Source organism: Enterobacter asburiae, assembly GCA_011754535.1.
Taxonomy (GTDB): domain Bacteria; phylum Pseudomonadota; class Gammaproteobacteria; order Enterobacterales; family Enterobacteriaceae; genus Enterobacter; species Enterobacter cloacae_N.
This window is the reverse complement of the sequence record JAAQVN010000001.1, coordinates 1,167,806-1,182,229: the sequence shown is the minus strand read 5'-3', so window position 1 is coordinate 1,182,229 and position 14,424 is coordinate 1,167,806. Positions and strand designations below refer to the sequence as shown.

13 protein-coding genes are annotated in these 14,424 nt (G+C 55.6%); 8 read left to right on the top strand and 5 right to left on the bottom strand.

Annotated features, from left to right (window positions below; genetic code table 11):
* Window positions 1-15: 15 nt before the first annotated feature.
* The 5 genes from HBM95_05440 to HBM95_05420 all read left to right on the top strand — a co-directional run bounded on the left by HBM95_05440 (window position 16) and on the right by HBM95_05420 (window position 5,639).
* Window positions 16-3,162 carry a multidrug efflux RND transporter permease subunit AcrB gene (locus tag HBM95_05440; GenBank protein NIH42382.1) on the top strand — a complete coding sequence of 1,049 codons (3,147 nt, stop codon included), beginning with the start codon at window positions 16-18 and terminating at the stop codon, window positions 3,160-3,162.
* A 510-nt stretch (window positions 3,163-3,672) separates the two neighbouring features.
* Entirely contained in the window at window positions 3,673-4,047 is a 375-nt protein-coding gene (tomB, locus tag HBM95_05435) for an Hha toxicity modulator TomB (protein ID NIH42381.1), read from the top strand.
* Window positions 4,048-4,074: 27 nt separating this feature from the next.
* Window positions 4,075-4,293: a hemolysin expression modulator Hha gene (hha, locus tag HBM95_05430; GenBank protein ID NIH42380.1), complete on the top strand. Its 219-nt coding sequence runs from the start codon at window positions 4,075-4,077 to the stop codon at window positions 4,291-4,293.
* A gap of 208 nt (window positions 4,294-4,501) precedes the next feature.
* Window positions 4,502-5,053 carry a maltose O-acetyltransferase gene (maa, locus tag HBM95_05425; protein ID NIH42379.1) on the top strand — a complete coding sequence of 184 codons (552 nt, stop codon included), beginning with the start codon at window positions 4,502-4,504 and terminating at the stop codon, window positions 5,051-5,053.
* Between the two features lie 118 nt (window positions 5,054-5,171).
* The gene (locus HBM95_05420) at window positions 5,172-5,639 is read left to right on the top strand and encodes a hypothetical protein (GenBank protein ID NIH42378.1); all 468 of its coding nucleotides are present in this window, start codon (window positions 5,172-5,174) and stop codon (window positions 5,637-5,639) included.
* Here the strand turns inward: HBM95_05420 and HBM95_05415 are convergent.
* A complete protein-coding gene (locus HBM95_05415; protein NIH42377.1) occupies window positions 5,611-7,071 on the bottom strand; it encodes a PLP-dependent aminotransferase family protein in 1,461 nt (486 codons plus the stop codon). The genes HBM95_05420 and HBM95_05415 overlap by 29 nt on opposite strands.
* A gap of 101 nt (window positions 7,072-7,172) precedes the next feature.
* On the opposite strand from HBM95_05415, the gene HBM95_05410 reads away from it, so the two are divergent.
* Window positions 7,173-7,883, top strand: coding sequence for a GNAT family N-acetyltransferase (locus HBM95_05410; GenBank protein ID NIH42376.1), 711 nt, complete (start codon window positions 7,173-7,175; stop codon window positions 7,881-7,883).
* Here the strand turns inward: HBM95_05410 and rpmJ are convergent.
* Window positions 7,880-8,020, bottom strand: coding sequence for a 50S ribosomal protein L36 (gene rpmJ / locus HBM95_05405; GenBank protein NIH42375.1), 141 nt, complete (start codon window positions 8,018-8,020; stop codon window positions 7,880-7,882). The two genes, HBM95_05410 and rpmJ, sit on opposite strands and share 4 nt — an antisense overlap.
* A 2-nt stretch (window positions 8,021-8,022) precedes the next feature.
* Window positions 8,023-8,283 (bottom strand): type B 50S ribosomal protein L31, encoded by a 261-nt coding sequence (locus HBM95_05400; GenBank protein NIH42374.1) that lies wholly within the window; start codon window positions 8,281-8,283, stop codon window positions 8,023-8,025.
* 219 nt (window positions 8,284-8,502) lie between these two features.
* Here HBM95_05400 and HBM95_05395 point away from each other — a divergent pair, with 219 nt between their 5' ends.
* Complete coding sequence (locus HBM95_05395; GenBank protein ID NIH42373.1) at window positions 8,503-10,068, top strand: EAL domain-containing protein; 1,566 nt, start codon at window positions 8,503-8,505, stop codon at window positions 10,066-10,068.
* On the opposite strand, the gene HBM95_05390 is transcribed toward HBM95_05395, so the two are convergent.
* On the bottom strand, window positions 10,061-10,333 hold the full coding sequence (locus HBM95_05390; GenBank protein NIH42372.1) for a metal-sensing transcriptional repressor: 273 nt from the start codon (window positions 10,331-10,333) through the stop codon (window positions 10,061-10,063). The two genes, HBM95_05395 and HBM95_05390, sit on opposite strands and share 8 nt — an antisense overlap.
* A 133-nt stretch (window positions 10,334-10,466) precedes the next feature.
* On the opposite strand from HBM95_05390, the gene HBM95_05385 reads away from it, so the two are divergent.
* Window positions 10,467-11,282 (top strand): nickel/cobalt efflux protein RcnA, encoded by an 816-nt coding sequence (locus tag HBM95_05385; GenBank protein NIH42371.1) that lies wholly within the window; start codon window positions 10,467-10,469, stop codon window positions 11,280-11,282.
* A gap of 39 nt (window positions 11,283-11,321) precedes the next feature.
* On the opposite strand, the gene HBM95_05380 is transcribed toward HBM95_05385, so the two are convergent.
* A complete protein-coding gene (locus HBM95_05380; protein NIH42370.1) occupies window positions 11,322-14,411 on the bottom strand; it encodes a beta-galactosidase in 3,090 nt (1,029 codons plus the stop codon).
* Window positions 14,412-14,424: the final 13 nt, after the last annotated feature.

The window sequence follows — 14,424 nt, the reverse complement described above, 5'->3', positions numbered from 1 at the left end:
AGGAGCCGTTAAGACATGCCTAATTTCTTTATCGATCGCCCCATATTTGCGTGGGTGATCGCCATTATCATCATGCTGGCCGGGGGACTTGCGATCCTGAAGCTGCCTGTTGCGCAATATCCAACGATTGCGCCACCGGCGGTGACGATCTCCGCAACCTACCCGGGGGCTGATGCGAAAACGGTGCAGGATACCGTAACTCAGGTTATCGAACAGAACATGAACGGTATCGATAACCTGATGTACATGTCCTCAAACAGTGACTCCACCGGTACGGTTCAGATTACCCTGACCTTTGAATCCGGTACAGATGCGGACATTGCGCAGGTTCAGGTGCAGAACAAACTGCAGCTGGCGATGCCTCTTCTGCCGCAGGAAGTGCAACAGCAGGGTGTGAGCGTCGAGAAATCGTCCAGCAGCTTCCTGATGGTTGTCGGCGTTATCAACACCAACGGCACCATGACGCAGGAGGATATTTCCGACTACGTGGGCGCCAACATGAAGGACGCCATCAGCCGTACGTCCGGTGTGGGTGACGTTCAGCTGTTCGGTTCCCAGTACGCGATGCGTATCTGGATGGATCCGAACAAACTGAACAACTTCCAGCTGACGCCGGTTGACGTGATTAACGCGATTAAAGCGCAGAACGCCCAGGTGGCAGCCGGTCAGTTAGGCGGTACGCCGCCGGTGAAAGGTCAGCAGCTTAACGCGTCCATTATCGCGCAAACCCGTCTGACCTCCGCCGATGAGTTCAGCAAAATTCTGCTGAAGGTGAACCAGGACGGTTCGCAGGTTCGTCTGCGCGACGTGGCCAAGGTTGAGCTGGGTGGTGAGAACTACGACATCATCGCGAAGTTTAACGGTAAACCGGCGTCTGGCCTGGGTATCAAACTGGCGACGGGCGCGAACGCCCTGGACACCGCGACGGCGATCCGTGCGGAACTGAAGAAGATGGAACCGTTCTTCCCGTCAGGTCTGAAAATCGTTTATCCGTATGACACTACGCCGTTCGTTAAAATTTCAATTCACGAAGTGGTTAAAACGCTGGTAGAAGCGATCATCTTGGTGTTCCTGGTGATGTATCTGTTCCTGCAAAACTTCCGCGCGACGCTGATCCCAACCATCGCCGTGCCGGTCGTTCTGCTGGGGACCTTTGCCATCCTTGCAGCCTTTGGGTTCTCGATAAACACCCTGACGATGTTCGGGATGGTGCTCGCCATCGGCCTGCTGGTGGATGACGCCATCGTGGTAGTAGAGAACGTCGAGCGCGTGATGGCGGAAGAAGGTTTGCCGCCGAAGGAAGCCACCCGTAAATCCATGGGCCAGATCCAGGGCGCGCTGGTGGGTATCGCGATGGTGCTGTCCGCGGTATTTATCCCGATGGCCTTCTTTGGGGGCTCTACGGGTGCGATTTACCGCCAGTTCTCCATTACTATCGTTTCCGCGATGGCGCTGTCGGTACTGGTGGCGTTGATCCTGACGCCAGCGCTGTGTGCCACCATGCTGAAGCCAGTTCAGAAAGGCGGTCACGGCGAGCATAAAGGGTTCTTCGGCTGGTTTAACCGCATGTTTGATAAGAGCACGCACCACTACACCGACAGCGTGGGCAATATCCTGCGCAGCACCGGTCGTTATCTGCTGCTCTATATCATCATCGTTGTGGGGATGGCTTTCCTGTTCGTTCGTCTGCCAAGCTCGTTCCTGCCAGATGAAGACCAGGGCGTGTTCCTGACGATGGCGCAGCTTCCGGCAGGGGCGTCGCAAGAGCGTACCCAGAAAGTGCTGGATGAAGTGACGGACTACTACCTCACCAAAGAGAAAGCGAACGTTGAATCCGTGTTTGCGGTTAACGGCTTTGGCTTTGCGGGTCGTGGTCAGAACACCGGTATCGCCTTCGTTTCTCTGAAAGACTGGGCGGATCGTCCGGGCGATGAGAATAAAGTTGAAGCGATCACGGGCCGTGCCATGGGCACCTTCTCGCAGATTAAAGATGCGATGGTCTTCGCCTTTAACCTGCCAGCGATTGTTGAACTGGGTACGGCAACCGGTTTCGACTTCCAGCTGATCGACCAGGGCGGTCTGGGTCATGAGAAACTGACGCAGGCGCGTAACCAGCTATTCGGCGAAGTGGCTAAACACCCTGACCTGCTGGTTGGCGTACGTCCAAACGGCCTGGAAGATACGCCGCAGTACAAGATCGATATCGATCAGGAGAAAGCGCAGGCGCTGGGCGTGTCCATCAGCGACATCAATACCACGCTGGGTGCGGCCTGGGGCGGTAGCTACGTCAACGACTTCATCGACCGCGGTCGCGTAAAGAAAGTGTACGTGATGTCAGAGGCGCAGTACCGTATGCTGCCGAACGATATTAATAACTGGTACGTTCGCGGCAGCAATGGCCAGATGGTGCCGTTCTCAGCCTTCTCGACGTCGCGCTGGGAATACGGTTCACCGCGTCTGGAACGTTACAACGGTCTGCCGTCGATGGAAATCCTGGGTCAGGCCGCGCCGGGCCGAAGCACCGGTGAAGCCATGAACCTGATGGAAGAGCTGGCAAGCAAACTGCCTGCGGGTATCGGCTATGACTGGACCGGTATGTCCTATCAGGAACGTCTGTCCGGTAACCAGGCCCCTGCCCTGTACGCCATTTCACTGATTGTGGTCTTCCTGTGTCTGGCGGCACTGTACGAGAGCTGGTCAATTCCGTTCTCCGTTATGCTGGTGGTTCCACTCGGGGTTATCGGTGCGCTGCTTGCCGCAACGTTCCGTGGATTGACCAACGACGTGTACTTCCAGGTAGGCCTGCTGACAACCATTGGCTTGTCGGCGAAGAACGCGATACTTATCGTTGAATTCGCCAAAGATCTGATGGAGAAAGAAGGCAAAGGGCTTATCGAGGCGACGCTTGAAGCGGTGCGTATGCGTCTGCGTCCAATCCTGATGACCTCTCTGGCGTTCATCCTCGGCGTAATGCCGCTGGTTATCAGCTCCGGTGCTGGCTCCGGTGCGCAGAACGCGGTAGGTACAGGTGTAATGGGCGGTATGATCACCGCGACCGTACTGGCTATCTTCTTCGTCCCGGTGTTCTTCGTGGTGGTTCGCCGCCGCTTCAGTCGTAAGAATGAAGATGTTGAGCATAGTCATTCGGTAGAACCTCACTGATACCGGTTTCATATAATAAAAAGGCCGCATTTGCGGCCTTTTTCATTTTCAGAAAAAATCATAAAATAAGCTTATTGAGGTCCTATTTATTTTCTGCCATCTTAATCAGGCATATCATAATTAACTGATAACTTAATCGGTGAATTCAGAATTTTTCTAAATCTATTTCCCCGCTTAAGTTGTTAGGAATATTCCTAATTAAAAGTTCAGACAAACAAAACGCCAGTTCTGAACTTTTCTTCTGACCGTACGCTAAGCCGATGAAACGTAAGGAAGCGAAAAAAACAATCGTTAATCAGGATAAAAACGTCTGGTTCCGGATGAACATTTGCGTAGGCGCTCGCAGCCTGCGGTTTTATTTGTAATTTTTCGTAATAGCGCGGTGAAATCCAGGAAGGAGTGGCTTATAGTTAGGTTATCAGGAACACAGCACTCATGTAGCTAAGTCAGTTGTATCCATCCCGACAATGATGTTCGGTGAGTAAGAAATCACTCAGAAGGGGATGCGCTATGGACGAGTACTCGCCAAAAAGGCATGATATCGCGCAGTTGAAATTTCTCTGCGAATCCTTGTACCATGACTGCCTTGCCAATCTTGATGAAAGCAACCATGGCTGGGTAAACGACCCAACGTCTGCCATCAATTTACAGTTGAATGAGCTGATAGAGCATATTGCTACCTTCGCACTTAATTATAAAATTAAGTACAATGAAGATAATAAGCTCATTGAGCAAATTGATGAATACCTGGACGACACCTTTATGTTGTTCAGCAGCTACGGCATTAACGCCCAGGATTTGCAAAAATGGCGTAAATCGGGAAACCGGCTATTCCGCTGTTTCGTCAACGTGAGCAGAGCTAACCCGGTTAGTCTTTCCTGTTAAAATTATTACAATTACTAAGGTGAATTTATGTCTGATAAACCACTCACAAAGATCGATTATTTGATGCGCTTACGACGTTGCCAGTCAATTGACACCCTTGAACGCGTCATTGAAAAGAATAAATACGAGCTTTCTGATAATGAACTGGCGGTATTTTATTCAGCCGCTGACCATCGCCTTGCAGAGCTGACGATGAATAAGCTGTATGACAAAATCCCCACTTCTGTGTGGAAATTTGTTCGTTAATCTTTGAAGTGTGTCTGTAGAGGTTCTACGCCACGTTATAAGCTGTATTCACCTGTCCCGTTATGCTCCCTGCGCGAAAGCCAGGTCTCCGTGTTAAACGCGCTCATCTGCAACAATGTTGTGACTCTGGTCACATCGGCTTTCCGGGAACGTTCCCCTGATTGCCAGTTGCGATTACCCTTCAGGAATAACATCCAGAGAGGTTCCGATGAGCATAGAAAAACAGAAGATGATTTCAGGTGAACATTACCGCCCCGGTGATGAGACGCTACGAGCCGACCGGCTGCGGGCGCGCCATCTGATTCACCGCTATAACCACACCGCGCCTGACGAAAAAACAGAACGCCAGAACATTCTGGCGGAACTGCTGGGACAAAGCGAAGGGGCGTATATTGAGCCGAGCTTCCGCTGTGACTATGGATATAACATTTATCTCGGCAAAGACTTTTACGCTAACTTCGATTGCGTGATGCTTGATGTCTGCCCTGTTCGTATTGGCGATAACTGCATGCTCGCGCCAGGCGTACATATTTATACGGCAACCCATCCGCTGGATGCAGAAGAACGTAACAGCGGCGTGGAGTTCGGTAAGCCCGTCACTATTGGCAATAATGTCTGGATTGGTGGACGTGCGGTCATTAACCCTGGCGTCACCATCGGCGATAATGTGGTGGTGGCTTCCGGTGCCGTCGTGACGAAAGACGTCCCGGCTAACGTCGTCGTGGGCGGCAATCCGGCGAAAATCATCAAAACGCTGTAACGCTCCGGGGGAGCCAACTGTTATGATCTTTTACCACCAGACTGTTACTTTTTTCAGCCTGATGGCTCCCCTAAAATTGGCAGACACCCTGTATTGTCAACTCTCATAAAGGCCAAAAATGACCGAGATACAGCGCCTGCTTACCGCCACCATCGACGATCTTAACCACCGCGAAAAGCGCGACAATCGCCCGCGCTTTAGCATTAGCTTTATCCGCAAACATCCCGGGCTGTTTGTTGCCATGTATGCCGCCTGGCTGGCGACGCTGATTGTAATGCTGAAGTCCGAAACGCTGGTGGACTCCGTCTGGCTGCTGGTGGTGCTGTTTGTCGTCTTTAACGCCTTTTTCTTTTTCGACGTGAATCCCCGCTACCGTTACGAAGATATTGACGTGCTCGATTTCCGGGTCTGCTACAACGGCGAATGGTACAACACGCGTTTCGTGCCCAGGGAGCTAATCGAAAACATCATGCACTCTCCGGCTGTCGACACCGTGCAAAAAGAGAAGCTGCAGAAAATGGTCGCCACCAAAGGCCAGCTCTCGTTTTATGATGTCTTTACCCTTTCCCGACCTGCTGCTGCGTAATTAACGCCTGCAGGCGTCGGATCCCCGGTGCAAACTGCGAAGCAGAGGTGTTGCCGTAACCTAAAACCAGGCCGGTTTGCCCCTGCTTCCTCTCCAGGTAGTACCCGCTCAGTGCCGCGGGTGCCAGCTGAAACGGCCTCGCCTTCTCTACCAGCCTCTGGTCATCAATACCGTCTATCGACAGCGTCAGGTGCATCCCGCCTTCGCCGGCCAGAATACGGTGCGGAGTATGAAGCTCTGCGCCGAGCACCTCCCGCAGCTGGCGGTAACGCTTACGATAAAGGCGACGCATCGCGGCCAGATGACGGGCATAGTGCCCCTCCTCAATAAACAGCGCCAGGGTGCGCTGTTCTGCGCGATGCCCGCCGCGCAGCAGCGAGCCGATGGCCGGACGCGCCGCTTTCGCCAGCGCTGGCGGCAACACCATAAACCCCATTCTGAGAGACGGAAACAGCGTTTTGCTGAAGGTTCCCAGATACACAACGGGCGCGTTGTTGACCATTCCCAGCATCGCCGGTACCGGCTCACCGACATAACGGAACTCGCTGTCGTAATCGTCCTCAATGATCCACGCCTTGTGCTGGCGGGCCAGCTCCAGCAGCGCAAGCCGCCGCCGCGCGCTGAGCACGCTCCCGTAAGGAAACTGGTGCGATGGCGAGGTAAAAATCAGCGTGGGTGAAGGCGCACCCAGCCCTTCCCAGCGCATCCCCTCGTCATCCACCGGTATACCGGTCATCGCCAGGCCCGTTTTAACAAAGGCGCTTTTAGCCCCGCTATAGCCAGGGTTTTCCACCCAGGCGACATCCCCCGGCTCGCTTAACAGCATCGTACACAAATTAACGCCCTCGAGCGCCCCTTCGGTTATCACAATCTGGCTGGCGTCGCAGTCAATGCCGCGGGAGAGGGCAAGGTGGCGGGCAATGGCTGCCCGCAGCGACGGCTCCCCGGCCGGGTCGCCATAGCCCAGCAGAGCGCTCCCCTCCTCCCGCAGGACGCGATCGTACAGTCGTCGCCACAGCGGCAAGGGGAAATAGTTGATGGCGGGCGTTCCCGGCGTAAACGCCATTACCGGGGTGTCGCGTGGTACAGGCTCAGGCAGCTGAGCGACACGTTTTGCAAGCCGGACGTCAGGATCCGGCAGCCCCCGCCGGCTGGCACGATGGGCGAATTGCGCCACCCGCGTCCCCTGACGGTTACGCAGCAAATAGCCTTCAAGCGTGAGCTGGTCCAGCGCCGCATTGACGGTGTTCCGGGAAACGCAGAGCTGCTGCGCCAACGTTCGCGAGCCGGACAACTGGCTCCCCGAGCGAAGTCTTCCGCCCAGTATGGCCTCCCGCAAAGCGAGATAGAGCGCGCGCTGGAGCGTCTCTTCCCCACGCGTTTTCAGCGCAGCGTGAAGCAAAGTATAAAGTTCATCGCCCGGTATGTTCATTTCATCTCCTTGTGGTACCACTAAAACATAGTCGAGTGGTTCTTTTTAAGGAACCAGTAATTTTTTAATCTTGAACTCTTCTCAACGTCACGGAAATAAAAATGAAGACATTCAATGAGTTTGGACAACCTGTGGGCGAAGCTCTTACCGACTGGCAGCCCCGCCCTCATCCGTCCCGGGTGGTACTGCAGGGGCGTTATTGTCGGCTTGAACCGCTGCGCGTGGAGCATGCCGAAGCGTTGTTCTCCGCCTATGCTCTGGCCGGAGACACCCGCAGCTGGACGTGGCTGCTGCGTGAACCCGATGCCACGGCCGCGGAGTTTGCCGAATGGGTGGCAAGCGTGTGTGAGTTATCGGACCCGATGCACTTTACGGTTATAGATAATCAGACTCAGGCCCCGGTCGGGACGCTGGCCCTGATGCGGATCGATCCCAAAAACGGCGTTGTGGAAGTAGGACACGTTCACTTCTCCGTGCTATTAAGCCGTACGCCCATGTCAACAGAAGCGCAATATCTGCTAATGCGGTACGTGTTCGATACCCTTGGCTATCGGCGATATGAATGGAAGTGCAACAGCCTGAACGAGCCTTCGCGCAAAGCGGCACTGCGTCTGGGCTTTCAGTTTGAAGGGCGCTTTCGCCAGGCGCTGGTCATAAAAGGCCGTAACCGGGATACCGACTGGTTTTCGATTCTCGACAAAGAGTGGCCGGCGCTGGCGAGCGCCTTTGAAGGCTGGCTAGCCACCGACAATTTTACTGCCGATGGCAAACAGAAGAGATCCCTGGAAAGCTGGCGAGAAACGCGCGTTTAGCGTCTTTTTTTACGTCCCTGCACCGCCTTAAAGCGCGGATTGGATTTGCAAATCACGTATAAGCGTCCCTTGCGTTTGACTATCTGGCAATCCGGGTGACGCTGTTTTGCGCTGCGCAATGAGTTAAGCACCTGCATGGTTAGCCCCGCTTCGCATTAAGAAAGCCGCCAAAACGCTTGCGAAAACGCGCCGCGCTGCCATCCGTGGAGAACGTTTTTTGCTTGCCGGTATAAAACGGATGCGATTTTGAAGAAACCTCAATGGTGATGTACGGATACGTTTCACCGTCGAGTTCAATTTCGCGGTCGGTTTTAATGGTTGAACCAACTTTAAAGTATTCATTGGCGCTGGTGTCGTGGAATACCACGGTGCGATACGCTGGATGGATGTTTGGTTTCATCGTAAACCCTTTGTGTTTTGTTATAACATAACAAAATAATATCCAGGCCATGTTGAAAAAACAACCCCCTCTCTCCCGACGATATTTTCTGATTTGCTTTAGATAACATGAAAACCCTGCCCCCACGTGCTATAACTATTTCATTTCGCGGTAAAATATCTCTCTGCAGGCAGGGAACTCAGTGCCCGAATTCGGACATATGAGAAAGGAAACGACAGCATGAAAACCCGACATCTGGTCAGTCTGGTGACTGGCGTACTTATCTTTTCCGTGCTGGTTCCCATTTGCCTCAGCATCTGGCTGGCCCATCGCCAGGCGGAAGAGAAATTTGTCGATGCGCTGGATAGCTATGCTTCTCGCGTGCTGATGCGCACCGACAGGGTCGTGGATCAAGCTAAAGAAGCGTTAAATCATCTGCAGGAATTTAAAGGGGTCCCCTGTAGTCCGCTGCACTTGAGGGAGATACGTCGGGTCGCGTTCTCATGGCGCTATATCCAGGAGGTGATCTACATCGACAATTTCCGCCCAATCTGCTCTTCGCTTGAACAGGCCAGCAAAGCGGTCCCTTACCCTCCTCCCATGCGGATAACCGAAGATGGTTACAGCGCGTGGCTCACCGCACAAAACGATCTTGGTTTTCACCGCTACATGGCCGTCCTGGGCAAAGGTCATTACCTTGTTCTGATCGATCCTGCCTCGCTTGTGGATGTGATCCCCTTCGGGGCGATTGCCATTGATGCCGCCCTGGTGGGAAGCGCAACGCATCTTATTTTCGCCAGCAGTAACACGCTTGATCCGCATATCCGCGATCGGGTTAACGATCGGGGTATCTCCAGCATTCAGTACAATGGTTCGATGTATGTGATGAAACCAGTCCCTGAGTTGGGGTTTACCGTCGTTGCATGGGCTACGCTCAAGCCCCTGGCTGAAACCTGGCACCGGCAACTGCTTTTCTGGCTGCCGTTTGGCATGCTGATAAGCGTGCTTGCGGCACTGTTTGTCCTGCGGATCCTGCGACGCATCCAGTCGCCACGCAATCGCCTGCTTGACGCCATTAACAGCCGCGATTTTGTAGTTCACTATCAGCCCATTGTGGCGCTGTGTAGCGGCAAAATTGTCGGCGCAGAGGCACTGGCGCGATGGCCCCAGCCAGACGGAAGCAGTCTCTCGCCTGATATTTTTGTGCCGCTTGCTGAACAAACCGGCCTCATCTCGCAGCTGACGCAGTTAGTCGTGGAAAAAGTGTTTGAAGATATGGGCCACTGGCTGCAGCTCCACCCCGATCAGCATATCTCCATCAACCTCGCCCCGGCCGATTTGACCTCCAGTAACCTGCCGCCTTTACTGAGCCAGCTACTGAATAAGTGGCAGATTCACCCCAGACAAATCGCCCTTGAGTTAACCGAGCGTGGCTTTGCTGACCCCAAAATCAGCGCGCCGGCTATCGCCGCGTTTCGCCGTTCGGGCCACCCTGTCTACATTGATGATTTCGGCACGGGCTATTCCAGCCTCAGCTATCTGCAGGATCTTGATGTCGACACGCTAAAAATTGATAAATCGTTCGTGGATGCGCTGGAGTACAAAAACGTAACGCCGCACATTATCGAAATGGCGAAATCGCTGCAGCTGGCGATGGTGGCGGAAGGCGTGGAGACCGAAGGGCAGCTCACCTGGTTGCACCGCCACGGCGTGCAGTACGGGCAGGGATGGTTCTACAGTAAGGCGCTGCCAAAGACGGAATTTATTCTTTGGGCAGAAAACAACCTCGCCACGCGCTCTACTTAAGATAGGATTTGATCACCTGCAGCACGACGCCAAGATCGGCTTCACGCTGCGCCTCTTCAGGCTCTTTCACGACATGATCGGTAAGATGCCCTTCAATCACCTGCATCATCATGCCATTGACCGCTCCACGGATCGCCGCCAGCTGCTGTAGCACGTCGGCACATTCGTGATCGCTGTTGAGCATTTTTTCCAGCGCGGTGCTCTGCCCCTGAATTTTCTTCAGGCGAGTCAATAACATCTTCTTGTCGCGAACGGTATGTGACATCTCTGTCTCCCTCTGTTTTGGCTTTTTAAGCATATCACGCTCTACTCCCCCTGAGTATTTTTCTACTGGGGGGTAGTATTACTCTACTGGGGGGGAGTACTATTTGCGCACGCTTTCCACACTGGAAATTTCAATGAACGATTTTGCTTCACTCCTGCAGCAGGGTAATGCCTGGCTGTTTGTTCCCAGCGCTATCCTGCTCGGTGCGCTGCATGGCCTGGAGCCGGGCCACTCAAAAACAATGATGGCTGCCTTTATCGTGGCTATCCGCGGCACGCTGAAGCAGGCGGTGCTGCTCGGTCTGGCGGCAACGCTTTCCCATACGGCGGTGGTCTGGATCATTGCCATGGCGGGATTATGGTTTGGCCGCGGCTGGGACGCACATACGTCCGAACCCTGGTTCCAGCTGATCTCCGGGGTGTTGATCGTTGCGATCGCCCTGTGGATGGCGTGGCGAACCTGGAAAGAGAGCCAGCCGCACGATCATCATCACGATCATGACCACCATCATGATCATCACCATCATGATCATCACCATCACCACGCACACCCGCTGGTTGAAGAGGAGTGGCAGGACGCCCACCAGCGCGCGCACGCGCAGGATATTAATCGACGTTTTAACGGGCAAAACGTGACGACGGGACAGATCGCGATGTTTGGCCTGACCGGCGGGCTTATCCCCTGCCCGGCATCCATCACCGTTCTGCTAATCTGCCTGCAGTTGAAGCATTTTGCGCTCGGCGCGACGCTGGTATTCAGCTTCAGTATCGGTCTGGCGTTAACGCTGGTCGCTTCCGGCGCGATTGCCGCCTTAAGTCTTAAGCACGCGACAAAACGCTGGCCCGGATTTAGCGAACTTTCCCGCAAAGCGCCGTGGATCTCCGCGGCGCTAATTATCGTGGTAGGGATTTACATGAGCCTGCATGGCCTGAGCGGCATTCTGGCGTAAGCCTGCGGCCACGCCATGTGACCGCATCTGAATGGTCAGTTAAGGGTTCTGCTGCCAGCTAAAGGTATAACGAAGCTGGCGCGTCTGCAGGATGAATTCCGGCGAGACGCTGGGGCTCCAGGAGTCATCGCCGCCCACGCCCATATGGAACGCATCGAGGTTGAGCCAGCACCCTGGCTCTTCCCGCAGCAGATGATGATGGGTTGTCTCACGAAGCTGCTGCTGGCCGTAGCGGCTCACCGAGAAATGGAACCGGCCGTTCAGCTGGTGCGGTCCCAGCAGAAGCTTCCGGGTATCGCAGCGCAAACCGTTTTCCGTCGGGAAGATATACGGCGTGTGCATGGCCTCCAGGGGCAATACCCAGCGCCCCTGCTGCGCCGCCAGCTTTCTGTCCGGGTAGTTTTCATGCGGCCCCAGCCCCAGCCAGTCAACCTTTTCCGGCGCTTCAGCGAGATGAACGCTCAGGCCAATGCGCGCAGGTTCAGGTATATCAGACGCCATATCGACCTGAATATCGCCATGCAGAACCCCCTGCTCGTCTATCCGCCAGACTTTACGACTCAGGAACAGCGCCTTGCCGCGATGCTCCAGGACATGCTGAGTTCTCACCACCACTTCGCCTGCGTGCTGCTCTGCCTCACAGTGCAGAACGCGCGAGGTGAGATCGTACATGCCCGCCGCTTTCCAGCGTTCCACCCACGCGTTCGGATCGATGCGCGTCGCTTCGCTCACGCCAATGTCGTTGTCCAGCGGCGCGCGGCAGACGTTATCCGACACGGGGGAAAGCAGCGTTTCAACGCCATTTCGCCACCATTGAGTCAGGTATCCGGAGGCGCGATCGAACTGCCAGCGCTGTTGGCGATGGGCGATCTCCAGGATGCGAGCGCTTTGCGTTAACACCGGCGGCTCGCCCGCCGGAGCTGGCGGAGCAATAAAGAGTGGAGCCGGAAGCGGCCACTGCTCCCACGCGCAGCGATGGCCTGCCGGTGACCACGGCGTTGCCCGCGGCTGGCGAACCTCAACGTTCAGCCAGATTTCACCCGGCCCGTCCTTCAGCTCCGGCAGGTCGAACTCCAGACGCTGGATACCTTCCGGCGCCATCGCCAGCGTCACCTCGCCCGCAGCGAGCACGTCCCCGTCCCGGGCAACCGTCCACCTCAGCACTTCATTATCGCTGTGACGGAACAGATAGCCGCTTTGCACCTCGATCGCCAGCGGAGAGGTGCTGACCAGCGTAAAGGTAAAGAACTGCTGGGCGCGCTGGGCTTCGTACAGCGCCGGGTGCGGCGTGCGATCGGGGAATACCAGTCCATTGAGGCAGAACTGTCGATCGTTCGGCTGATCGCCAAAGTCTCCGCCGTACGCCCAGAACGCGTTGCCCTCTTCGTCTTGCTTCGTCAGAGCCTGATCGACCCAGTCCCAGACAAACCCACCCTGCAGGCGAGGATGGCTGCGAAACGCCTGCCAGTATTTCGCGAACCCACCAAAGCTGTTTCCCATCGCGTGGGCGTATTCGCAGAGGATCAGCGGACGCGTCTCGTCCGGCATGCCGATCCATTTCTTGATTGACCATTTAGGCACCGCCGGGAAGGGCTGATCCCAATCGACCCGAGCGTACATCGGGCAGACAATGTCGGTCGCCGCCGTATTGGCCCCACCGCCTTCGTACTGTACAGGCCGCGTTGGATCGGTGGCTTTCAGCCAGCGGTACAGCGCATCGTGATTCGCGCCGTGGCCGGACTCGTTGCCCAGGGACCAGATGATAATTGAGGGGTGATTACGATCGCGCTGCACCATGCGGATAACGCGCTCGCTCATGGCGGGCAGCCAGCGCGGATCGTCAGCCAGGCGGCTCATCGGCACCATGCCGTGCGTTTCGATATTGGCTTCGTCAATGACGTACAGCCCGTAGCGGTCGCAAAGCCGGTACCACATGGGATGGTTCGGATAGTGGGAGCAGCGCACGGCATTGAAGTTGTGCTGCTTCATGATTTCGATATCACGACGCATGGTCGCTTCGTCCATCACCTGACCGTTTTCCGGGTGATGCTCGTGCCGGTTAACCCCGCGGATCAGCAGCGGTTTACCGTTAAGCTTCAGCAGGCCGTTGCTGATGTCAACGCGGCGGAAGCCCACATCGCAGGCCTCAACCTCCAGCACCTCACCCCGCGGGTTGAGGAGCGCTATCGTCAGACGATACAGTTCCGGCGTTTCAGCGCTCCAGAGCGCGGGGTGGTCGACGGGGATCGCCACCGTTAAGCGCTCGGCCCAGCTGCCGCGCTCGTCCACAATGTCAGACCCCGGACGCCGGGAAAAGCTGGCGCATTTTTCACCCCTGCGCCACAGGGTAAAGACCACCTCGCAGTCTGCAAAGCCAGTCCCTGCCAGCGCGACTTCAGCCTTCAGCACCGCGCGGTCCAGCTCCGCATTCAGATCCGTCACCACGTGATAATCAGCAATCTGCGTTTCGGGTTTATGCAGCAGCGTCACGTCGCGGAAAATGCCGCTCATGCGCCACATGTCCTGATCTTCCAGATAGCTGCCGTCGCACCAGCGTAACACCATGACCGCCAGGCGGTTCTTCCCGGGGCGTAATGCCGCCGAGAGGTCAAATTCAGCGGGCAATCGGCTGTCCTGGGAATAGCCCATCCACTGACCGTTGCACCACAGATGGAACGCCGAGTTCACGCCGTCGAAGATGATGCGGGTCTGCCCACTCTGAAGCCACGCGTCATCCACATTGAATGTGAGCGAGTAACAACCGGTTGGGTTTTCTTGCGGCACAAAAGGGGGATTAACGGGGATGGGATAGGTGACGTTGGTGTAGATTGGCGTATCAAACCCCTGCATCTGCCAGTTCGACGGCACGGGCATCGCAACGGCGTCTGCGCAATCTTCGGTTATCCATGCCTCCGGGATTTGCTCGGGTGCAGTAAAGTAGTTAAATCGCCACACCCCATTGAGGGAGCGCCTGCTGGCGGATGCAGCATCATCCTGGGCAGGCTGTTCAAGACGCCAGCTGTGTAACGGCGCATGTGCCTCCAGACGGTTCCACTGGGTGACGCCCGGGTTTTCCCAGTCCCGTCGGGCCAGAATGGCGCTGAGAGTCAGCGATAAAGTGTTGGGCATATTAACCTCTTTG

What these genes read in the sequence shown, in the direction of transcription:
- rpmJ (NIH42375.1), bottom strand. Translation starts at nt 8,020, where the DNA reads ATGCAGGTGCTTAACTCATTGCGCAGCGCAAAACAGCGTCACCCGGAT.
- HBM95_05410 (NIH42376.1), top strand. Translation starts at nt 7,173, where the DNA reads ATGAAGACATTCAATGAGTTTGGACAACCTGTGGGCGAAGCTCTTACC.
- hha (NIH42380.1), top strand. Translation starts at nt 4,075, where the DNA reads ATGTCTGATAAACCACTCACAAAGATCGATTATTTGATGCGCTTACGA.
- HBM95_05415 (NIH42377.1), bottom strand. Translation starts at nt 7,071, where the DNA reads ATGAACATACCGGGCGATGAACTTTATACTTTGCTTCACGCTGCGCTG.
- HBM95_05395 (NIH42373.1), top strand. Translation starts at nt 8,503, where the DNA reads ATGAAAACCCGACATCTGGTCAGTCTGGTGACTGGCGTACTTATCTTT.
- HBM95_05420 (NIH42378.1), top strand. Translation starts at nt 5,172, where the DNA reads ATGACCGAGATACAGCGCCTGCTTACCGCCACCATCGACGATCTTAAC.
- HBM95_05385 (NIH42371.1), top strand. Translation starts at nt 10,467, where the DNA reads ATGAACGATTTTGCTTCACTCCTGCAGCAGGGTAATGCCTGGCTGTTT.
- HBM95_05400 (NIH42374.1), bottom strand. Translation starts at nt 8,283, where the DNA reads ATGAAACCAAACATCCATCCAGCGTATCGCACCGTGGTATTCCACGAC.
- HBM95_05380 (NIH42370.1), bottom strand. Translation starts at nt 14,411, where the DNA reads ATGCCCAACACTTTATCGCTGACTCTCAGCGCCATTCTGGCCCGACGG.
- HBM95_05390 (NIH42372.1), bottom strand. Translation starts at nt 10,333, where the DNA reads ATGTCACATACCGTTCGCGACAAGAAGATGTTATTGACTCGCCTGAAG.
- HBM95_05440 (NIH42382.1), top strand. Translation starts at nt 16, where the DNA reads ATGCCTAATTTCTTTATCGATCGCCCCATATTTGCGTGGGTGATCGCC.
- maa (NIH42379.1), top strand. Translation starts at nt 4,502, where the DNA reads ATGAGCATAGAAAAACAGAAGATGATTTCAGGTGAACATTACCGCCCC.
- tomB (NIH42381.1), top strand. Translation starts at nt 3,673, where the DNA reads ATGGACGAGTACTCGCCAAAAAGGCATGATATCGCGCAGTTGAAATTT.